This is a genomic window from Shouchella tritolerans, from assembly GCF_025770735.1.
In the GTDB taxonomy this organism is placed as follows: domain Bacteria; phylum Bacillota; class Bacilli; order Bacillales; family Bacillaceae_D; genus Shouchella; species Shouchella tritolerans.
On sequence record NZ_JAODPB010000002.1, the window covers coordinates 16,495 to 38,500 of the forward strand.

General features: G+C 44.2%; 17 protein-coding genes and 2 pseudogenes. 12 read left to right on the plus strand and 7 right to left on the minus strand.

From position 1 onward, the window contains the following. Positions 1-108: 108 nt before the first annotated feature. Complete coding sequence (locus N6H06_RS06380) at positions 109-309, minus strand: Rossmann-fold NAD(P)-binding domain-containing protein (RefSeq protein ID WP_263705888.1); 201 nt, start codon at positions 307-309, stop codon at positions 109-111. Positions 310-554: 245 nt separating this feature from the next. Beyond that, positions 555-1,403 (minus strand): helix-turn-helix transcriptional regulator, encoded by an 849-nt coding sequence (locus N6H06_RS06385; protein WP_238583325.1) that lies wholly within the window; start codon positions 1,401-1,403, stop codon positions 555-557. Between the two features lie 248 nt (positions 1,404-1,651). On the opposite strand from N6H06_RS06385, the gene N6H06_RS06390 reads away from it, so the two are divergent. Further along, positions 1,652-2,452 carry an SDR family NAD(P)-dependent oxidoreductase gene (locus N6H06_RS06390; RefSeq protein WP_263705889.1) on the plus strand — a complete coding sequence of 267 codons (801 nt, stop codon included), beginning with the start codon at positions 1,652-1,654 and terminating at the stop codon, positions 2,450-2,452. 222 nt (positions 2,453-2,674) lie between these two features. On the opposite strand, the gene N6H06_RS06395 is transcribed toward N6H06_RS06390, so the two are convergent. Next, positions 2,675-3,139: an NAD(P)/FAD-dependent oxidoreductase gene (locus tag N6H06_RS06395; RefSeq protein ID WP_263706327.1), complete on the minus strand. Its 465-nt coding sequence runs from the start codon at positions 3,137-3,139 to the stop codon at positions 2,675-2,677. A 21-nt stretch (positions 3,140-3,160) separates the two neighbouring features. After that, positions 3,161-4,020 (minus strand): annotated as a pseudogene (locus tag N6H06_RS06400) (NAD(P)/FAD-dependent oxidoreductase); the annotation flags it as partial. Between the two features lie 96 nt (positions 4,021-4,116). Here N6H06_RS06400 and N6H06_RS06405 point away from each other — a divergent pair. From N6H06_RS06405 to N6H06_RS06415, 3 genes and pseudogenes are all read left to right on the plus strand, one after another. Continuing rightward, positions 4,117-4,728 carry a TetR/AcrR family transcriptional regulator gene (locus N6H06_RS06405; RefSeq protein WP_212953047.1) on the plus strand — a complete coding sequence of 204 codons (612 nt, stop codon included), beginning with the start codon at positions 4,117-4,119 and terminating at the stop codon, positions 4,726-4,728. A gap of 43 nt (positions 4,729-4,771) precedes the next feature. After that, positions 4,772-5,445 (plus strand): annotated as a pseudogene (locus tag N6H06_RS06410) (thiamine pyrophosphate-dependent enzyme); the annotation flags it as partial. 564 nt (positions 5,446-6,009) lie between these two features. Then, complete coding sequence (locus N6H06_RS06415) at positions 6,010-6,711, plus strand: Ltp family lipoprotein (protein WP_062747838.1); 702 nt, start codon at positions 6,010-6,012, stop codon at positions 6,709-6,711. A gap of 581 nt (positions 6,712-7,292) precedes the next feature. Here the strand turns inward: N6H06_RS06415 and N6H06_RS06420 are convergent. Together N6H06_RS06420 and N6H06_RS06425 are read right to left on the minus strand one after the other, a co-directional pair. Continuing rightward, positions 7,293-8,015 (minus strand): VOC family protein, encoded by a 723-nt coding sequence (locus N6H06_RS06420; RefSeq protein ID WP_263705890.1) that lies wholly within the window; start codon positions 8,013-8,015, stop codon positions 7,293-7,295. Positions 8,016-8,547: 532 nt separating this feature from the next. Continuing rightward, positions 8,548-8,937, minus strand: a complete 390-nt coding sequence (locus N6H06_RS06425; RefSeq protein WP_263705891.1) for a nucleoside/nucleotide kinase family protein — start codon at positions 8,935-8,937, stop codon at positions 8,548-8,550. Positions 8,938-9,213: 276 nt separating this feature from the next. Here N6H06_RS06425 and N6H06_RS06430 point away from each other — a divergent pair, with 276 nt between their 5' ends. The 5 genes from N6H06_RS06430 (at position 9,214) to N6H06_RS06450 (ending at position 13,626) form a co-directional block, all read left to right on the plus strand. Beyond that, on the plus strand, positions 9,214-10,029 hold the full coding sequence (locus N6H06_RS06430) for a MerR family transcriptional regulator (RefSeq protein ID WP_263705892.1): 816 nt from the start codon (positions 9,214-9,216) through the stop codon (positions 10,027-10,029). Between the two features lie 52 nt (positions 10,030-10,081). Next, on the plus strand, positions 10,082-11,467 hold the full coding sequence (locus tag N6H06_RS06435) for a serine hydrolase domain-containing protein (protein ID WP_263705893.1): 1,386 nt from the start codon (positions 10,082-10,084) through the stop codon (positions 11,465-11,467). A gap of 390 nt (positions 11,468-11,857) precedes the next feature. Further along, entirely contained in the window at positions 11,858-12,205 is a 348-nt protein-coding gene (locus tag N6H06_RS06440) for a winged helix-turn-helix transcriptional regulator (protein ID WP_062747833.1), read from the plus strand. 383 nt (positions 12,206-12,588) lie between these two features. Next, the gene (locus N6H06_RS06445; RefSeq protein WP_263705894.1) at positions 12,589-12,924 is read left to right on the plus strand and encodes a putative quinol monooxygenase; all 336 of its coding nucleotides are present in this window, start codon (positions 12,589-12,591) and stop codon (positions 12,922-12,924) included. 354 nt (positions 12,925-13,278) lie between these two features. Next, on the plus strand, positions 13,279-13,626 hold the full coding sequence (locus N6H06_RS06450) for a putative quinol monooxygenase (RefSeq protein WP_062747829.1): 348 nt from the start codon (positions 13,279-13,281) through the stop codon (positions 13,624-13,626). Positions 13,627-14,041: 415 nt separating this feature from the next. Here N6H06_RS06450 and N6H06_RS06455 read toward each other — a convergent pair whose 3' ends face one another. Continuing rightward, a complete protein-coding gene (locus tag N6H06_RS06455; RefSeq protein ID WP_263705895.1) occupies positions 14,042-14,893 on the minus strand; it encodes an AraC family transcriptional regulator in 852 nt (283 codons plus the stop codon). Between the two features lie 120 nt (positions 14,894-15,013). Here N6H06_RS06455 and N6H06_RS06460 point away from each other — a divergent pair, with 120 nt between their 5' ends. The 3 genes from N6H06_RS06460 to N6H06_RS06470 all read left to right on the plus strand — a co-directional run bounded on the left by N6H06_RS06460 (position 15,014) and on the right by N6H06_RS06470 (position 22,003). Further along, the gene (locus N6H06_RS06460; RefSeq protein WP_263705896.1) at positions 15,014-17,083 is read left to right on the plus strand and encodes a beta-galactosidase; all 2,070 of its coding nucleotides are present in this window, start codon (positions 15,014-15,016) and stop codon (positions 17,081-17,083) included. A gap of 323 nt (positions 17,084-17,406) precedes the next feature. Continuing rightward, positions 17,407-19,905, plus strand: a complete 2,499-nt coding sequence (locus N6H06_RS06465; protein WP_263705897.1) for a glycosylhydrolase-like jelly roll fold domain-containing protein — start codon at positions 17,407-17,409, stop codon at positions 19,903-19,905. Positions 19,906-20,155: 250 nt separating this feature from the next. Then, on the plus strand, positions 20,156-22,003 hold the full coding sequence (locus tag N6H06_RS06470) for a BglG family transcription antiterminator (protein WP_263705898.1): 1,848 nt from the start codon (positions 20,156-20,158) through the stop codon (positions 22,001-22,003). Positions 22,004-22,006: the final 3 nt, after the last annotated feature.

The following is a 22,006-nucleotide window of genomic DNA, read 5'->3' on the forward strand; positions in this document are numbered from 1 at the left end:
ATGAAGCCAAGCCTGTTGATTTTCGAAAGTGGCTCTGATCCTAGCATAAACCCCTGCATATGCTCTATTTCCTCCGTAACGTTAATCCCTACGCTAAGTTGGTGTCCTTTAAAATTGTTTTACCACATCATCTGAATCAGTGGAGTAAGCCAGCTCTTTCTGTGATTCCAGAGCGGCCAGTTTGTCCAGCAGGGCTGCCCGGATTTGCTCATAGGCGTCACTGCCCCACGCCATACGTTTCGGACCCTCTCCTTGGTCGACTCGGTGGATAATCTGCTGCGCCATTTTATCCGGATTGCCGACATCCATTTGATCTGCCAAAGTTGTGAGCCATACTGTTACTGCAAGTCATCCAGCACCCCCGGCTTGCGTACCGTTGCAGCTACACGCTCCCCCCTCTCAAGCAATCGGCGAGTTATACGTGAAGCCAAGCCTCCTGACGCTCCTGAAATGAACCATGTTTGCATACTACAATCGTTGTCTTCCACTGAATCATACAAACAACTGGAGGGTGCTAGCCACAGCACGTCTATTCTATTAACAGGAGTAACAGTCTACGGTAGCTGCCTGTCTTGCTCAAGTAAACGCAATAATCTCTTCTCCGTGCCTGAACCGGGCACCGGAACAAAGAAACACCAGTGCAGTCCCGGGTCATTATCGATTACAGCCGCGGAATGGAGCTCGAACTCCATCTCCTGTGCGTTAGGAACACGGAATAAAGCCGTGGCTACGCGTTTTTGTTTGATTTCATATAGCTCCCAGAAATGTACGAACTCCACGCTTTCCCGCATCAAGCGTTCAAACCGTTCCATATATAACGGGTTGTTCTTGTAAAGATCGAAGCTTGCCCGCAGAACGGCTACAGCGTAACGGGCAGCACCTTCCCAATTCACCAGTCTGTTGCGGTAATCAGGCTTTAAAAACATAATGTCCATCATATTCCGTTCGTTGTCCGGCAGACTGCCGAAATCGGCTACGATCAGTTCAGCCGCCCGATTCCAGACGATAACATCCGTACCTTCGTCCGTGATAAAAGAAGGATAATGCAGTTGATTGACGATTTTCTGCAGAACTCCCGTATCCGGCCCCCCGTTACTTGGCACTGTGACGACGTCCGCCACATCTACATTGGCCAGATCGAATAGATGCTTCCGCTCATCTTCGTCAAGCTGAAGCGCTTTGCTGATACTTAGCAGCACTTCCGGCGAAGGATTAACCTCCTTGCCTTGCTCCAGCCAAGCATAGTAAGTCACGCTTATATTGGCAAGATAAGAGACTTCTTCTCTTCGAAGTCCCGGAGTGCGTCTTCGTCCAGGCAGCGGCTGAATCCCGACCTCTGAAGGCTGCAACCTTTCTCTGCGAGATTTAAGGAAGTCACCTAATACGGATGAGGAACGATTCATTTTCAAGTGGGTCACCTCTATTTAATCATATGGAAGATACATATCGCTATTAACCAAATCGGCTAAAAGCACTCTATACAAGATTATTATAGTCTCTATTGAATGCCGTCTCTACAAAAGAGAACCAAAACGAGTACTGAGGCTATTAATCCCGCTAATAGTATAAACATGGTGTGGTTAACCGATGCCTATCGACAGTACGATGAAGATAATTTATGTCAGAGAAGTGCTAAATAGGGGGTTTTTTCTTGAACAGGTATACTTATCAAAACAAGCTAGCAGTAGTCACCGGTGCTTCATCCGGGATTGGGAAAGCGTATGCCAACGAATTGGCGGCACAAGGCTGTCATGTCGTTCTGGTAGCGCGCTCCCAGGACAAACTGGATTCAATGGCTAGGGAAATCAACCGCCAGTATGGCGTACAGGCTTATGCATTGGCTTGCGATTTGTCCAAAGCGAACGCCCCGCGCCAACTGGTCGAACAAATTTCCGAACTGGGGTTGTCCGTGGATATTCTCATCAACAACGCAGGCGTTGGCACTTATGGCCGTTTCGAGGAAATAGCCCCGGAGCGCGAGCAGGAGGAGATTATGCTGAACACGGCTGCGTTAGTCGATCTTACGCACCGGTTGCTGCCTAATATGCTGAAGCGAGAGGATGGAGTCATCGTTAACGTGGCATCGATGGCCGCGTTTATGCCTTGTGCTTATTCGGCCGTTTATGGGGCTACCAAAGCATTTGTATTGTCCTTCTCTGAGGCACTATGGGCGGAAATGCGTGGGCGAGGCGTTCGCGTGCTCGCACTGTGCCCTGGTGCAACCGAGACGGGTTTCTTCGATGCGGTAGGTAGCAAGGAAATGGGTGCGGGCCAAAAGCTCTCGACCCCGGAGAAGGTTGTCCAGGCCGGATTTCGCGGGATTGACCAGGGACGAAGTTACATCATTGATGGTCGTAACAATTACTTTATGGCTCAAATGATCCGATTTTTTAGCAGGCGCGGGGTAGCCTTGATCATGGAACGCATGTCAAGGCCAAAAAGACACGGATAGCGGGATCCGGTTCTTTTGAGGATCTTGCTCAGAATTATTAAGAAAGGTAAGACCTATCAGGATAAAGGAAAAGCCCCTTGCGCTATTGTTTCAGCGGAAGGGGCTAAGCTTAAAAAATACTTTTCGGTCTCTTCGTTGAAGGTGAGCTCGACGCTGCCGATGTGCTTCCTGTCGTCCAGCGTGATCCTCTTCACGATCAGGTGCATTAATGTGAAATGAAAGTTACATTAATTTCTCTTGTAGTAATGCTTTTAATCCTGCTGTATTTATTACATTCCATGGTGTGTTTAATTCTGGCTGAAAGAAGAAGTCGGCATAGGCCAATTGTTCTAATGTGCATCCGGTTTGAATCGCAAGGGAGACCGTATTGATAGTAGCAGTCAAATCAACTGTAGACATGATTTGTCCCCCTAAAATCTCTAAAGTTGTTGGATCGTAAACCAGTTTGAACATAACGGTCGTCTCCGGAGAAAACAGGGCTATCTCTTGTTCCAAGTAAACGGATTTTATTTCAATGCCCAGCTTTTTTGCCGTTTTATCATTCAAACCAGTTGTAGCGAAATAATAATCGAAAATATGCGCACCTGAAGAGCCTTGTACACCAGGAAGCGGATGAATGGCTTCGAATAAATTTTTTACTGCATAATGTGCTTGACGACGCGCGTTGGTTCCTAATGAAACATTCATCCGCATTTTCCCGGGATTGTACCAAACTGTTGTTGCATCCCCAATGGCGAAAATATCGGGATCACTTGTACGCATGTATTCATCTGTTTTAATTCTGCCATCCGGCAATAATTCCCTGCGCCTCGCAACCATTCCGTGTTGGGACGATTGCCGGCAGACAAGATGACCAAGTCAGCTGAATAGGTGCCTTTTGTAGTTACAACCTCGATGACTCTATCATTTTCATCACCGACAAATTCGGTGATCGAGTTACCCAGTGCCAATTCCACATCTCGATCTATCATTTCTTTTTCAAGTACATCCGTAAATTCTTTATCTAAATAGGAGCTTAAAGGACGATTGTTGATGTCCATTAACGTAACTTTTTTCCCTGATTCGGCAAATAATGAAGCTGCTCCAGTCCCAATGTATCCTGCGCCAACAATAACAACGTTTTTAATATCTGGATCTGCAGCATGTCTTCTCATATTGAATAGATCTTGTCGACTGCTCATCGTACCGATGTTTTTTAAATGCTGTCCAGGGACAGGAGGAATAAATGGCTTTGCACCAGGACTTAAAATGATTTTGTCATAACCCTCCTTGCGCGTTTTCCCTGTCGCATGATTGAATATTTCCACTTGGTGATGGCCAGGTTCTACTTTAGTTATTTCAGCATTACCGAAAATGGATACTCCTTGTTGTTGAATGGATTCAAGATCCTTCGTCGGAATGGAAAAGAAGTCTCCTTTGTCATACCATTGAACGTTTGCTTTCGGACAAATCAATTGTAACGCTTCAACCGCTTCAATCCCCCCGTGCGATGCGCCCAAAACAATAACTTTCATTATTACCTCTCCTTTAAATACATTAGTGTATCTTATTTTACGATTAGGATACATCAATGTATCTTAAAAAGTCAATTAGATACATACATGGATCTTATTTATTTAAGATACAGTTTGTTGTATAATGAACGTACAAGGAGAGAATGAGTGATGACGGAATCAAATAAAAGCCGCCGCCGCGGCGACCAATTACAAAATGATATTTATGCAGCAACGTATCGTCTGCTGGAGACGGAAGGGTATAGTGCGATTAATTTTACGCGTATTGCTCGTGAGGCGAAAACCAGTCGTTCGGTGGTTTATCGTTATTGGGATACCCCGTTTGATTTAGCGTTTGCAGCTGTCCGGCAACGGATGCAACAATCGAAAGGGAGATTCGAGAATCTGGATTTTGACAGGGGCAGTCTCCGTGATCATTTAGTATATGTTGGTCAACATTTTATTTTGGAGTCCAACAATGGACCGTTTAGATTGTTTAAAATGCTGTTTTCGGAGATGATTAACCAGCAGGAGCGAGAACGGACAGGCCAGATGTTGGCCGAAGCAACGGATTCCAATATTAAAATTATGGATGACGTTCTTCAACGGGCCATACAACGGGGGGAAATCACAAAATTCCCACCTAAAGCGACCAAACTCATTCTTTTTGAGCAAATTCGCTATACGTTTATGCTTGAAAATGGATTGGTGTCGCATCAGAAATTGGAAGAGATTGTTGATCATGTAGTGTTGCCGGCAATTTTATATTTTTCGAAACAGTGAATTCTCACCTGGAGCACGAATGGGTTAAACTTACCTGTACTAGAACAAAATAAATACAACAGGAACAGCCTATATGGATTCGGTGCTGCTGGTGGTCATAACGGATAACGTATCTACGACCTTCATGGGCACGGATGCTTTTCGGGAAGCGGACATTATTAGCATCACGATGCCGATTACGAAGCACAGCTACATGGTTCGCAATGTACACGACCTTCCTCGCATCATTCATGAAGCGTTCTGCATCGCAAATACGGGACGCAAAGATCCTGTGTTGATCGATATTCCAAAAGACGTAATCAACCAGCGGATGGCGTGTCGTCCAGCAGACACGGTTCAGTTACGCGGATACCATGGAGCCCTGGTACCGAATCCGGCATGAAGATGGCGATCTGCGCGCTTCATCATATACCAGTCAAAATCGTGGTTTTGGATAACCAGGTACTCGGCATGGTTAAGCAGCAGCAGGAATTGACGTACGAACGACGCTACACCCAGATTGATCTGTCCGGCAGTCCGGACTTCGTCAAGCTTGCGGAATTATATGGAAACAAGGGATAAGGGTCACGCAAGGCTGAAGCCTCTAAGGTCTGGCTTGAGGCGCTGCAGACAACAGGACCTGTGCTCGTCGAGTTCGTCATCCCGACCAATGAGAACGTGTACCCAATGGTGCTTGTCGGCACGCCGCTAGATAAAATGATTCTAGGGGACGAATAATAATTGCCCTGAAGAGAAGTCGTTACGCCTCCGGACCGCTCCTGTGGTGGCATGGAACGTGGTGAGGGTAAAACGGAGATGGTAGCTCCAGAACCATTTATATTTTATCGCCGTCCTCCTCTCCAACCAACTATTTACCTAACCTGGAGAGGAATGTGCTTTGGTTATCGAAACGGCGATAATCTTTACACTTTTGACAGTTTTGATGACCACTAATTTTAGAGCCTGAGAGCCTGAGGGCTCTTTTTTTATGAATTAAATTCGGAGGTGGTGGTGCTATTAAAATGATAGATTGGGAGGAAATAAGAAAAGAGTCGGAAACAACTAAAATTACATTAACGGTGTTTCATGATAGAACGTAGTTACAGATAGGGGGGGTTGTTATATGTATGGATTTAGGTAAAAGATTTCTTAACATTATTCGATGACTTTTTGGATATCAGACTTCAGAAATGGAACTTTAATACTATAAATGTCGAGACATCGTATTCCAATAAATTTTCAGGTATGTTAAAATTGTTTCTGTTATTGTAATCTAGTAATCTTATAGGGGGAACCTACATAATGGCAAAGGAAAAAGTTAAAAAGCCGTTTTATAAAAAATGGTGGGTTTGGGTAATTGCGATTATTATCATTGGGGCTGCTGTCAATGGCATTAATGATGAAAACGCGGACTCAAACCAAGCTGAAAGTAAGCCGGCTGTTACCGAATCAGCTAAGGATACGTCAGAAAAGAAAGAAGAGATAGAAGAGAAAGAAGAGATAGAAGAGGAATCAAAAAATGAAGAGGCGAAAGCAGAGGATGACGTTCCAGCGGAATATAATTCTGCTTTAAATAAAGCAGAATCGTATGCAAAAACGATGAGCATGTCCAAAACTGCTATTTATGACCAATTAACTGCAGAAAATGGTGAAAAGTTTTCCGCAGAAGCTGCTGAGTATGCAATGGATACTCTTGAATTTGACTGGAAAGCAAATGCTTTAAAAAAGGCTGAATCGTACGCAGAAACAATGCACATGTCAAAACAAGGAATTTATGACCAGCTGATTTCTGAATACGGTGAGAAATTTACTGCCGACGAAGCACAGTACGCAATTGACAATATAAAGGCCGATTTTAATAAAAGTGCCTTGGAAAAAGCAAAAATTTATCAAGACACAATGGATATGTCACCAGACGCGATAAAAGACCAATTGACTTCTGAACACGGTGAAAAATTTACACAAGAAGAAGCCGATTATGCTATTGAAAATTTAGATAAATAAAACATATAACACGCCCTCAACCAAAGTTGGGGGTGTGTTTGCTTAGAGTTGCATTTTCCTGACAGGACTAATCAGAAGCTAATTGGATTTAATTAGCTGAGTGGACTGTTCATTTGACTCACAGCAAGGGTGTAAGGACTACTTTCCATGTTCTCTAGTTGGTAGCTTTCGAGAAGTTGTGCCGCCAATGTCTCTTCTTGTTTTGACTTAAAAATAGAATAACGTTATAACAATAAGATACCTCGTTGACAATGTTTCGGATCTGCCGGTAATTGACCGCGGTTGTTTCTAGTGGTTGATAGTTGTGAAACGACTCTTGCTCCACAATAACCGAGGGATAGCCGTAGGCAATTTAGGGCTTCATCGGATGTCAACCTTGCAAAATTATTCAACTTTAATTCGAATCTTTGCCGATTTGTTTCCTGTCACACTTACTTGGTTTTAGCTACATAAAAGCGAGCTGTACGCTGAAACACCCTGTCGAACAAGCCGAATGCAAGGGAATACTTCTGAGTGTTTGTCGATCTGCTCGTGTACCCTTACAATGACCGCCAGCGACAGCCATGGAACATTAACCACCTTTATTCGCCTTTCAGGATATCCTCATACTTTTGCTTGATTTTATTCCATTCTGGAGTCAGTGGACCATTTGTTTTAAGTAATTCTTGAAGCTTGTCGCTGATGGACTTATGAATCGTCTGGCTACTTAGTTTATGAAGATCCAATGTGACCAATAGCACCTTCGCCCAATCGAGTGTGCAAGCATCGAATGTGTCGGTTATCGGGGGAAAGAACTTGTCCAGCATGTTTTGCGCAGTCCGATAATCCTCTTTGGAATACGTCAAATCATAAAGGACTTCAAAATGCTTGGCATATTTAGCACTTTCGAGCGATCGCCAAAACACCGAGTCCGGCCGTTCGTCATAGGGTGTTCCGATATATAGCGTATTACCGCTAATGTCAGTAACGATAAATCTTTGGTCGTCCGTTAAATCCTTCAATTTAGAAATGCGGGGATAACCGGAGCGGGGAACTTTGCCGATGTTTTTCTTCAGGTTTGAAGTGAATTCCTTATAGATCCATTCGACATCATCTACTTTGACGTAACACATTGTCGCGTTTTCTGCAGGTATCGTTTTCTTGCTTCCATAAAAGTGGATTTCCAATTCGCCATATCCCATCGAAAGATACGGATTAGGACGTGTAGACCTTTGAAGTGTCGTAAAGCCCAACGCTTCGTAAAATGCGGCTTGTTCCTTAATGGATTGGCAAGGCATGATTGGAATGATTCGATTCATGGCCATTCATCTCCCCTTTAGAATATCCCTTCACTCATTCTGCAACCTCATCGTACTACATTCATGCAAATGGTAATGTTCACTCCTTATTGTACGTATACCGTGCTTATGAATTTGTTGCCAATCGGTCATATACTTGAATGTTTGAGACGTCATGGCTTTAAAGGAATCTAGGCGTTTCGTGTTCAGTTTTAATGAAGTGTATGAAAGAAACTTGGGAAATTTAAAGGAAAGATTAAGTTAAGATGAGACAATGGTATCCCCTTGGCTAAAAGACGACCGGAACGATTCGATAAGTCATAAACTAAACAAAGGAGACCGTTATTTCCGTATTTCTACCATTTATACTATGCATAAATAATGTTTGCTATATTGCGTCAAAGATGGGCGGTTTGCATAATAGTGTGGCTATAAACTCATCACAATGAACTGATCACAATGAACAGAGTAAATCGGCGTAATGCCTAACGGTAGAAGGAACGGGCTTTTTCTACGTAATGGGATTGTTTTGATACCGCCATTGTTGGTCAGATCGTCTTTAGGCTAATAACTGTTTTATTTGTGCTACTTGTTTTTCTACTTCAAGTGTGCCATCCATTACATAATCGGCATGTTTGCTGACGATCTCTTCATGTGTAATAAATATCGGTCTTGCTTCTACTAAATAACATTTGGCCCATTTTAAAATGTCATTGCCAGAAAAATTAGGAAAATCTCTAAGTAGATATCTTGCAAAGGTGATATCCAAGGGGGTTTTTATATAAATGACTTTATCTATGTACATACCCATTTGTTTATTTTCATAACCGATTGGATAATCTAGAAAAATATAATCATATTTGTCTTGTACTTCCTTCAAGTCGTTCATCATCATATCTAATCTATAAGCATTAAAATAATCAGCTGGTTTGTTTAGAATTTCTTTCACATCTGGAGCATTTTCCAATTCATAATTGTCAAAATAAAAAGCGCATGCGCTCGGAAATTCCTTTACTAAAGTCCAGCAGTTACTCCACTAATAGCAATAACTTTAGCACTCATTTATTCAACTCCTATTCTAGGCTTCCTATCTCTTTCTAGCAAATCATGTTAAACCCTGCATCTCATCTAACAATGGATATACCCCACAAATATTTGTTGCTTTTTAAAGCTTGCGCCTACAGTTACTGTAGGTATTACAATGGGGATGAAAGGAGGCAATCAAATGGATGAAACGTATTCAATTGGTGAATTTTCAAAACTGACGGGCATCTCGGTAAGAACGTTGCATTATTATGAGGAGTTAGGTCTTCTAAAACCCTTTAGACAGGAAAACGGACATCGGGTATATAAGATTGAGGACATGGTGGAATTACAGAAAATATTGAATTTGAAGTTGCTTGGCTTCAGTCTAACCCAAATCGGTGAACTGCTGAAACTCCCCAAATATGATCAATCTCTGGTTGAGATGTTGAGGTTGCAACAGCAGGCATTAGAAGTAAAGCTTGTTCAGATAACACAATCACTTGAACTGATAGGCCGTATGATTGCAATCGTTCAGGCTGAGGATCAATTGGAACATCCGCTATTGTTCAGTCTGATTCGTAATATGAATCAGGAAGACATGCAACGGGAATGGGTGGCGAACCATCTATCCGAGTATACAGCACAAACGCTGTTTGATCGGTCAGCGGAGGCGATAAAGAAAATGGATGCGGAAACGGTTCGTTTCTCCCGAGATGTCAAACGATTATCAGAAGGTCCAAGCGATTCCCAGGAGGCTGAAACTGTGATCGGTGCTTATGTGAACTGGGCGATGACTTATATTGACCAGAAGGCAATTGACAATTTTGGAAATTTGGATGAGGAACAGTATACCCAACTTGATCAATTAGTGGAGATGCCATTCAATGAAAGGGAGAGCGCTTGGCTGGATAAGGCATTGAAACATTATTTATCTAAATATACGTTGACTGAACAAGGCGAGCTAAATAGTAAAAACGGCGAATCTCATAAGGCGATTATTACTACGGAATCATGAAAGTTTCGTAGAGTGTGATCGTTCACTCACAATTAAACTGAGGTGCAAAATAGTGAAAAAAGAAAAGATGCAACAACAATTTACGGCATTATCACAAGAAGTCAAAAAGCAAGGGAGTTTCAATGGCGTCGTTCTTATAGCTGTTGGTGGGAAAGCAATAGTCTGTGAAGCGATGGGGGTAGCAGAATACAGCGACAGTGGATCACGCGATTTGACGACGGACTCCATGTTCGAACTCGCTTCTGTATCCAAACCGATTACGGCTCTAGGCATTGTCCGTTTGCAGCAACTAGGGCAATTGCACTGGGATGATCCGATCGCTAACTGGATCCCCGAATTGCCATATCCAGGAATCACCATACGGCATTTGTTAAGCCATACATCGGGCTTGCCTGATTACATGGAGTTATTTGCAAATGTGTGGGATCCTACGCGTTATGCTCGCAATGAGGATGTGTTGCGTATGCTGATTGAGCATCAGCCTGATCCGTTGTTCGCTCCTAATGAGAGTTGGATGTACAGCAACACGGGCTATATTGTGCTAGCTATCCTGATTGAGCGGATTAGTGGCCAGCGTTATGGCGACTTTTTGGACGAGCAGATCTTTCAACCGCTTGGGATGACGCGAACGCAAGTGTATAATCGTCGGGTGGATCCGGGGCCTGTGCCTAATGATTATGCTTGGGGCTACGTCTATCGGATTGGACATGGCGGATATGTCCTGCCTGATGAAGTGCCTGAACTAAATTACGTCCAATATTTAGACGGCTTGCAAGGGGATGGGATGGTCAACAGTACAGTTGGCGATTTGTTGCGATTGGATCGAGCCTTGTATGATAATGAGTTCATTGATCCCATGCTGCGTCAACTGATGTTTTCGCCAGTGAAGATGAATAATGGTGAAACATTTCCCTATGGAATAGGCTGGCTAATTGAACATGACGATCGGTTTGGGAACATCGCTCACCACACCGGAGGATGGCCGGGATACTCTACATGGTTCAAACGCTATATTGATCGTGATATGACATTGATTATGCTACAAAATGGAGAGCGCGATCATGGGTACACGCAGCAGTTGGTGAAAAGCCTCGAACAGATTATGGCTGGAGAAGATTACGATGTACCGCGCCCTTTAGAGATAAAGAAAGTCATTCCCCTCGATCCGAAAAACGTAGAGGCGCAGCTTGGAAAGTACAGATTTGCCAACGAGACGGGAGATTCACTTGACGTAGCAGTATACGTAGAGCAGGATAAGCTCTATATGAGGTTAGGTAATGGGATGATATTATCGTTGCTGCCACTGACATCGACCCGTTATTATGAAGAACAGACGGCGACAGAGCTTGAGTTTTTTGAGAGTGAAGATGGCAAGGGCATGCGTCTAATTTGGTATACAGAGGATGATCCGGAAGTTGCTGAACGGGTGGGCTGTTGACACGCTACGCTTTGTGAAAGAAATGACCATCAATGATGCCGATTCCGAGCAATGATGGTCCGTTTTGGTGATTTTAATTACCATTCCTGAAGCAAGTGCTTCATGTTAATTTATCAATAGAAAGGAATGTATGGACTACATTTTCAAGTCTCAATAACGTTGATTGGAAAGAGAGTAAACAAACTTCTTAACAAACGGTCCATATATGAAGATCTGGGAAGAGACATCGAATGTATTGAGTACATTGACTTGGAAATAGGTCATTATATGTAGTTTGTCTTTACAGGATGAGGCACAGAGAGACAAAATTACTTCTGATCGTTAATAAATTATCGAAAATAAGAGGAAAACAAAAAATGGATATTGATAACGGGAGGTGTTATTTCAAAAATGAAAACTTATTACTGTGGCTTAGAGGTTACTTTAGATGTAATTGGAGGAAAGTGGAAGGCTCTTGTTTTGTATTATTTGATAAAAGGACCAAAGCGGACGAGTGAGTTAAAGAGACTGATACCAAGTATTACTCAAAAAATGCTTATTCAAACGCTTAGAGAATTAGAAATGAGTGGGCTCATACTTAGAAAAATGTATAATCAAGTACCTCCGAAAGTCGAGTATTCAACTACTGAACTTGGTCAATCTCTTGAATCTATTTTGGAAGCACTTTGCAATTGGGGTGGAATTTATGCAGAGAGCTCATTCGCCCAAGATGAATTCGAAATTTTGCATATGGATTAAACGTATAACGATGTACGAATGTCCCCACGCATCTCATTTGTTGAAAGAAATGCGTGGGGACATTCTAGTTTTTATCTGAATTAACGTTCATAAATCCAAAGCCTAGTCCAATTTACAATAACCAATAATAATATAGTAGAATTTCTGGAGTGGATGAAGTTATTGAGCGAAGTGGATCACCATAGTCCCAAAAATGTAGTTTTCATTTCATTTTTAATCAAGGAATGCGTGTATGACTACAATGGAAAACACAATTATTACTTTTTGGTTACTATATAACTAAAAAGTGTGTACTTTTCAATTTGACACTTTTGATTCATAATGACTCTTGTGCGATATAGGGAAGGAATGAGGTTTCAAAAACATGTTAAAGGGGTGTGACTATGTCCACAAATCAAGTTATTCTAAATATCCGTTTCAAAATAAAACCAGGTAAGAAAGAAATTTTCCGCGACAGTCTCTTTGCAATGATTAACAATTTCATAAACGAACCTACCTTCGTAACGGCCATCGTCTCCGATGATATCGATAATTCGAATGATCTTGTTATTTATGAAATCTGGCAAGGTACAAGAGATAGTTGGATACAGGAAGAATTTCCAAAGCCTTATCGCAAAGAATACGAAGAGGCTCTTACTAGTTTAATTGATGACAGAATTGTTAGCTGGCTTGAGCCTATCGGTGAATGGGGAAGCCAATTGACAAATGTTACTCGTTAAGTAAGACGTGATGATCTTGGTGGAGGCTTGATAAGCTCCCACTACAATTTTTATTTTTTTGGTTGAAACAACGGTATTCTTGCCGCTGTTTTACGACGATCTGTTTGGAGAGTCGTTTGGATTAAGTCCTTGAATCCGCTAAAGATAACGTTCCACTGAGCTGCGTTTGGCAAGAGAGGCATAATAGTCCTTGCCTCGGAGAAAAGCAGTATCTAAACAGTAGATGGGGGAATGGCACAAAGCTAAACTTATTTTTAGTTCGGTGCAAAACAGCAGAGAGGATAGGGGCCTCGACAGTTCTTTATTACGCTTAATTATTGAATTATAAAAAAATTCAACTAAAGGAGCTTTTAAATGAATAATACAGAACAGATTGTAATCATTGCACACCTCCAATTAAAACCTAATTCAGACAAGCAGGCTTTTTTTGCAAATTTGAAGACATTGTTTGACACTATGTCAAAAGAACCGACATTTGTAAATGCCATTGTTCATGAAAATGTTGATAATCCTGATGAAATGGTGTTTTATGAAATATGGAACTGCTCTAAGGAAACTTGGCTAGCAGAAGAAGCATCCAAAGCTTACCGTCAAGGTCCCTTAATGAGAGCTGCAGAATTTCTGTCAGGAAGAGAGTTTAGTTTTTACACAACAATGGGTGAATGGGGAACTACAATTACAGCAGGTAAGCATTTTTCCTAATATAAATGTTAACCAGTTAATCTGACGTCAGTAATCCGCTAGCGTCAGATAAGCAGGAGCTCATATAAGAGTATGCTCATAGTAAGCTGGCTTGAACACACTAGTGAATGGGAAGGCCACTTAACCAATGTACCCGTTAAACTAACGGCGAGGAAATTTGGTAGAAACCATTATCGTTCAGGTAGAGAAGGCAGAAGAACGACTGAAACCTACTTAATGATCTTATTTATGAAAAAAAAACTGATTTCAAAAGCAAAATATGAGCTTCACCAGGTCTATAAAGGTAAAAAGATCTCGTTACTTCTACAACCATTCTTGTCACCTTAAAAGGAAAGGTAGTCACTATCCCTTTTCTCGATTTTGGCCTTGAGCTGCAAGGGAATAGGAGTGTAAGAAGAGTGCTGGCAGCCCCCCACTAATCCAACTCCCTATTTTTCCCCGGCTTTGCGGCATACAGTTTCCGATACGTCTCTGGCGTCATCCCTTCTTTCTGCCGGAACGTGGCGACGAAGTGGCTCGCATCGCGAAAGCCGACCGCTTCCCCGATGCGGCGAACGGTCCAGTCGGGACGGGAAGGAAGCCATTCTTTTGCTTTGCGGAGCCTTAATTGGATCAAATAAGCGTATGCCGTCTGGCCGAATAGATCGCGAAAGCGTTCGTTCAGCTGCCGTTTCCCGATGCCGAGCTGCGCCGCCATTTCCGCCAATCCGATTTCTGGGTTGGCGTATTCTTGTTCGAGCCAGTGAAGCAAGTCATGGACTCGATCTAGCTGTTTGGAGATAGGTGGCCGTTTATCGGTGCGGGCTTCTGTTCGAAGCAATGTCAGGAAGCGGTATAAGTCCGCGGAGTAGCGCCATCCCGACGGATCGCCGCCAGATTCGGCAAAGGCAAGCAAGCTTTTCATCTGGTGGGTGATTGGATCGTGGCCAGCCCCCCACTGAAAGTGTTCAATGATGCTCCATCCCAGTGATTGGACGATGGTCCCAGCCGTGCTCCCGTGAAACGTGATGTAACCGGTTTGCCAGCTGTCGCTTCTTGGCTTGTAGTGGTGGGGGGTGCCTGGCGCGAGGAGAATGCCTGATCGTTCTGGCATGTTCCAGGTGCGCCCGTTCATCGACAGTTCGCCTTCTCCTGCCAGCGTTTGAAGCCAATGGTAACACGGGTACCCATGTGGCCTTGTCATCGGTTCTTGGTTATATTGAATGCCGATTGTCTCTAGCTGCAAGGGCAACAGCTCCGATGGGGTGGCAGGGACGGCTCGACGCATCTTACATACCTCCATATTCTTATATACGTGTACATCAATTTTATATTGGATCTAACGATTACAACACATATGATTAAACTATTAAATGCAGTTTTATCATATATGGCGAGGTGTGGCAAGATGATTAATGCGAAAAAACCGAAGATTTGGTACGGCGGTGATTACAATCCTGACCAATGGGATTCATCGGTTTGGGATGAAGATTTACGTATGTTTAAACTGGCGGGGATCGACGTGGTGACGCTCAATGTGTTCGCTTGGGCAAAAAACCAACCGGACGAGAATACATATGACTTCGGCTGGCTTGATACGATGATGGATAAGCTGCATGAAGACGGGATTGGCGTCTGCCTTGCGACGAGCACGGCCGCCCATCCGGCTTGGATGGCGCGCAAGTACCCTGATGTGCTCCAAGTTGACTTTTACGGGCGCAAACGAAAGTTCGGCGGACGTCATAATTCCTGTCCGAACAGCCCGACTTACCGTAAGTATGCAGTTCGCATAGCAGAAAAGCTTGCCGAGCGTTATAAAGATCATCCAGCTTTGCTTATTTGGCATATTAACAACGAGTATGGCGGGGCAGGCAATTGTTACTGCGATAATTGTGAAACCGCTTTCCGAGAATGGGCGAAGGCGCGTTACGGTTCCCTTGATGAAGTGAATCGAGCCTGGAATACCGGATTTTGGGGGCACACGTTCCATAGTTGGGAAGACATCGTTTTGCCTAGCGGACTGAGCGAGGAGTGGACAGGTGCGAACGGGCGGACGGAGACGAATTTCCAAGGAATCTCCCTCGACTATATGCGCTTCCATTCCGACAGTTTGCTCGAATGCTACAAGCTGGAATACGAAGCAGTCAAAAAGCATACGCCGTCCATTCCTGTCACGACCAATCTGATGGGCGCCTTTAAAAAACTGGACTACCATAAATGGGCAAAGCATATGGATGTCGTATCATGGGACAATTACCCACGGTTTGATACGCCTCACAGTTACACGGGGATGATGCACGACTTGATGCGCGGTTTGAAGCATGGACAGCCGTTCATGCTGATGGAACAGACGCCGAGTCAGCAAAATTGGCAGCCGTACAACTCGCTTAAACGTCCTGGTGTCATGAGGCTATGGAGTTACCAAGCAGCGGCGCGGGGAGCCGATACGATTCTATTTTTCCAGCTTCGCCGGTCAATCGGAGCCTGCGAAAAATATCATGGTGCCGTGATCGAGCATGTCGGCCATGAGCATACCCGTGTTTTTCGAGAATGTGCTACGCTCGGGCAGGAGCTTGGCAAGCTTGGCGATACGCTTCTCGATGCTAACGTCCAGGCGAAAGTCGCATTGCTGTTTGATTGGGAGAACTGGTGGGCGGTCGAAATGTCCAGCGGCCCGTCGATCGATCTTCGCTACGTGGACGAAGTCCATAAATATTATGATGCCCTTTACCGTTTAGGCATCTCGGTGGACGTTGTCGGCGTGGATGCCGATTTGAGTAGGTATGATCTTGTCATTGCCCCTGTGATGTATATGGTGAAAGCAGGTATAGCTGACAAGCTTGAAAAATATGTACATGGCGGCGGCTCGCTCATCACAACCTTTTTCAGTGGCATCGTCGACGAGAATGATCTAGTTAAAACAGGCGGATATCCTGGCGAACTTCGGAAACTGCTTGGCATATGGGCGGAGGAAATTGACGCCTTGCTTCCGGATCAACGTAACCGGATTGTCCTCTCAGAGCCAGCTTCTGGATTAAAATCGGAATACGAGTGCGGCATTCTTTGCGACTTGATCCATTCAGAAGGAGCCGAGGTTAAAGCGGTGTACGGCGACGATTTTTACCGGGGCATGCCAGTTCTGACTGTGAACAAATTTGGGGCAGGCCAAGCCTGGTATGTGGCGACTAGCCCGGAAGCGTCGTTCCTGCAAGATTGGTTGTCTCAGCTATGCTCTTCCATTGGCATTCACCCTCTCATTAACGATACGCCAGTAGGAGTGGAAACGACGCTTCGTTCAAAGGAAGGTCAATCGTATCTTTTCGTACTCAATCATAACGAGAACCCTGTCAGTATCAAGCTTGGCGAACGTGCTGGCGTTGAGCTGCTGAGCGGCCGTACGCTCGGTGGCGAACAAGAGGAGATTGCAGGCCGTGATGTATGGATTATTAAACAGAAGCAATCGTTCTTAGGGGCGTGAACGGATTGCCAGTAATCGAAATGGGAAGGACCAGGCCATGGTTCATTCGCGTTGAACCATGAAGATGAAACGAACAAATCGAGCACGCCGAGGGTGGCCAATATCATTGTTGGCCATCCGTATGAATGCATAATGGCGAAGTTGGTGCGTATTAGTAGCTTCTTTTATAAGGCCTGAGAGATTGTTGAATTACTGAGATTAATAGAAAACACATGGCAGGATGGCCGTGCGCAAACGACGACGTATGCGAGCATTTGTCTTCATTCTAGAACGGAATTGCCCCGTTCTAGTCTAAGCGGGACCGCGAAAGGGGTTAGGTGAAGATGCATGCATTTGAAAACCTAAAACAGCAGTTTTTGCGGCCATCAGATGAATTCACACCGATCCCGTTTTGGTTTTGGAACGACAAGCTGTCAAGGGAGGAGATCCTTCGGCAAATTCAAGATTTCCATGCGAAGGAGGTTAGCGGTTTCGTTCTTCATCCGCGGATGGGCTTGCCTCGAGAAATGCCATATTTGTCGGATCCCTTTATGGAGATGATTGAGGTCGCCTTATCGGAAGCCGAGAAGTTGGGCATGAAAGTGATTTTGTACGATGAGGGCATGTACCCTTCTGGTTCCGCCTGTGGGATGGTCGTTAAAGAAAATGGCGCCTATGCTAGCAGGGGGTTGGAGCTTAGGGAGTACCCGTGTCAAAATCAATTTGTGCGGCTTCCCATTTCCTTGCAGCAAGGTGAATCGCTCGTTTCTATCCAAGCCGTGCGTAAGCTGTCGGAGCATCAGATCGAGGCGGGCAGTGCAGTCGTTCTTTTTTGTGAGAGCGGTGTAGTTGAATTTGCTCCACCGAAGCAAGGCGACTGGTCGGTATTGGCCTTTGTCGATACGCCATCACGGGGGACGATACGCGGTGTTCATCCTGGACAGGACGACGGAGAGCCTGATGCGCCACTGGCCGCAGATTTGTTAAACTTAGATGCAGTGCAATCGTTTATGAGACTCACGCATGAACGCTATTATGAAAAATTTAGCGACTATTTTGGCACAACGATTATCGCCATGTTCACGGACGAACCGGATTTGCTTGGCCGAGGGCATGTACCTGGCTTAAAGCCATGGACGAGATCGTTTTTAAGTGACTATGTGGCAGATGGTGGCGACGAGCGGGATTTGCCGGCGCTTTGGTTGGATGCTGGGGAAGAGACCGGTGCCATTCGTTCCCGTTTTGCTGGAGCAATTCGACGCCGTTTAAACCAGACTTATTACAAGCCGTTAGCCGATTGGTGCGAGGGGCATGGCATTGGGCTGACTGGACATCCTGCTGGAAGCGACGATATTGGACTGCTTTCTCATTTTCATATTCCTGGTCAAGACATCGTGTGGCGCTATATCGCCCCTGAGGAGAACAAAGCGCTGACAGGCGTTCATAGCACAATGGGCAAATGCTCGTCTGATTCGGCTCGCCACCGCAATAAACGGCGGAATGCAAATGAATGTTTCGGCGTTTGCGGCGTTGAAGGCGGTTGGTCCCTTAGTGCCGACAACATGAAGTGGTACTTGGATTGGTTGTTTGTTCGCGGTGTCAATCTCATTATCCCCCATGCTTTTTATTATTCCATTCGAGGAGAACGGAGAGACGAGAGGCCGCCAGATGTCGGGCCGAATAATAGTTGGTGGCCGGAATACGCCAAGTTCTCCCGCTATATGAAGCGGCTGTCCTGGCTAATGACTGATTCTTTGAACAGTGCCAAAGTGGCTGTTCTTGTCGGCGATTCTTTCTTGCCGTGGCGTATCGTTAAGCCGCTGTACGAGTCTCAAATCGAATTTAACTACTTAGAAGAACAATTGTTGAACGATTGCTGCGAAATTAGCAATGGAACGATCAAAATCGCCGGGTATTGCTATGAGGCGATATTGATCGAGCGTGGCTATCAGCTGGCCCATTCTAGTTGGCAACGCCTCAAGAAGTTTGTTGAGGAAGGAGGCTGCATATTCGAGCTCACTGCAAAGGACGTTAATTCTCCAGACATTGGACAATGGCAGGTGGGACAAGAAACGGAGGTTCCGGCATTGTTAACTGGAATGCTTGGGACCAATTATGAAATAAAGCCTGCTTCTTCCTCTATACGGATCAGTCGAATCGAAAAACAGGGGCGGTTATTTTATGTCATCGTGAACGAAGGGGAAACAGCATTTCAAGGAAAGCTGCGTATGAATCAAGGGGGACTTATCGAATATTGGCGTCCTTGGACAGGAGCGTATGACGCCGCAATCGGTGAACAGGCGGCGGATCATCTAGCCGTACCTATATCCGTAGAGCGGAGAGAATGCTTAATCGTTGCCGTTGATCCGAGTCGGCCACAGCAACAGGGCAGAAAGCAGCCTGTAAGAAAACAGAAGGCAATATTAGATTTATCTCAAGGCTGGCGGGTGATCGAGGGGCCGTGGAAGGGTGAATTAGCTGCGCTATCTTCATGGACGAACTGGGAAGGCTTGTCAAATTTCTCGGGAACGGTTGTTTACGAGACTACATTCGAGATCGAAGAGCCGTTCCAGATTCTTTTATGGAGACTAGATTTAGGCAATGTGTACGAAATCGCTCGATTGTCGGTGAATGGAAAAGAAGCTGGCGTTCAATTCTGGAAGCCTTACGTGTTCGAAATTGGCCAGTACTTGCGACCAGGCACAAATGTTTTGCATGTATCCGTTACGAACAGCTTGGCTAACCGTTACGACAGGAAATCGTTGCTGTCTGGACTGGTGGGACCGATAAGGCTGTATGGTTTCAGGGTAGATGGAATGGAAAGAAAGGATCGATCCAATTAAGGCAAGAGCTATTAGGAGTTACAACACGGTTGCCGGTATAAAAACGTTAAAACTAGAGTGGGAGTAGAGATCAAGTCTGATCGCTGCTCCCATTTTGTCTTAGCTCGACCATTTTTTCTACCATTGCTCCTTATTCAAGGGATTTCACTAAGGATGGGGAAGTAATTTTGTCTGTCCGTTGTAGGTAAATGTACTTATAATTAATCTATAATCGATTATGAATCACGACTACTAGTAGAGTGGTGAAATCATGCTAAGCGCAAGGGAATTTCATTTAACAAATAAGCTGTTGAATACGAAAGCTCCGATTAGAATCAAAGATTTGTCAATCGAGTTTGGGGTGAGCACAAGAGCGATTAAGTATGACCTTGAAAATGTTCGCAAATGGTTTAAGTTGCAAGGGACGATCGTCAATTCCCAGACAAGCAAGGGGATTTGGCTTCAATGCAGTGATCGGGAGCGTGCTGAATTAAGGCGGATTTTGGCACAATTCAAGCGATCGCAAATTTACCCAGATCAAACGATGCGTGTCAGAAAGATTATTCTGACCCTGTTATGGACGAATGATTATAAAACGGCTGCTCGGTTATCGGAGATGCTAGCGGTGAGCAGAAACACGATTTTAAGCGATTTGAATCATGTAGACGAGTTTTTAAAGTCATGGAATATTGAGTTGGAGCGAAAGCAAAGAACAGGGTATCGCCTTCATGGCAATGAACTGCAGCTGCGGCTGATGCTTGAGCATATTATTTACAACAGCTTAGATGATTATCAAATCTATAAGCTGACGACTCGAATTACGAAAAAAGAGCGGCAAATCGAGATTGGCACGATATTGGAAGAGCCATTAAAACCTATTTATGAAATAGCTGAAAGTCATATGAGCGCGTTCTATTCGCCATCCTTGGCGTCTTTGTTGCGGCTCTCTGATTTGTTGAAATTCCTACTGCGGCTCACCTTTTCGGTTAAAAGATTAACGATGGGGCGTACCATTCATAGCTATCGGATGTTGGAGCGCTCTCATGACCAAGATGATCTCTCCTTGTTTCTAGTGACCGTGATGGAGAAGGTCTACACAGATATGCAGTTGCCGTTGCTCGAGGAAGAATACGCGTATGTATCAGGAAATATAGAAAAAGCATCTGAACAAATGGACATCGTCGACATTACCGAGAAGATGATTCAGTATGTAGGCGAGCAAGAAGGAATCAACTATAAAAAGGATCCTAAACTTTATAGCAATCTGCTCTCTCATTTGTCACTGAGGCTTCAAAATGGCTCATTTTATTTAAATGAAATGAACCCAATGGAGGACGAAGTGAAAAGAAACCATGCGTCTCTATTTCAAAGCGTCAAGGAAGCTTGCCGCAAGTATGTGAAACAACACACATTGGTAGCCCAAGATTCTTTTATCTCTTTTATTGTTTTGCACTTCCTCGTTTCTTATGAAAATACATTTAAACCAAAAAAGAAACTAAAAGTTTTATATGTATGTTCAACAGGAAGAGGGGTTGCCCGGTTAATCAAAAATCGGGTAGAAAAAGAAATTCCTGCCGTCGATATTGTCTGTTATTGTTCCTTGCTTGAAGTGGAAGAGATTTGTCAGGCCGAAGAGGTGGATTTGATCATCAGCGTTTTTCCGGTGGAAGCCGCCGTTCCTGTTGTCGTTGTCGAGCCGCTGCCTGCAAAAAGAGATATCGAGGAAATTCGCAAACAAGTCCGAGCGATGATCGGTTCAGACGATGAGCAGACGAACGAGCTGCTGGAGAACAATGAGTTTACGATAAGTGAAGATAGTGAGAACCTCAGCCAGGAGATTATTTTAAAAGGCTTTGAAGCTGCTCACGCATTATTGGAAGCCTTTCCAATTAAATCAGAAGAAAGATGGAAAAATGCGTTTATGATGCACGTTTTTCTAATGGTTCACCGCTATTACTTTGATAAGCAATACGATCAGTACCTATATGCAAATTATCAGATGCTAGACAGCGACGAGAAAATGTTCCATAGCGTGCAGCAAATTTTAAAGGACAAAGATTTACATGTTCACGAAGCTGAAATCATTACTCTTTTACAGTACTTAAAAAAATGGAAGTGATTG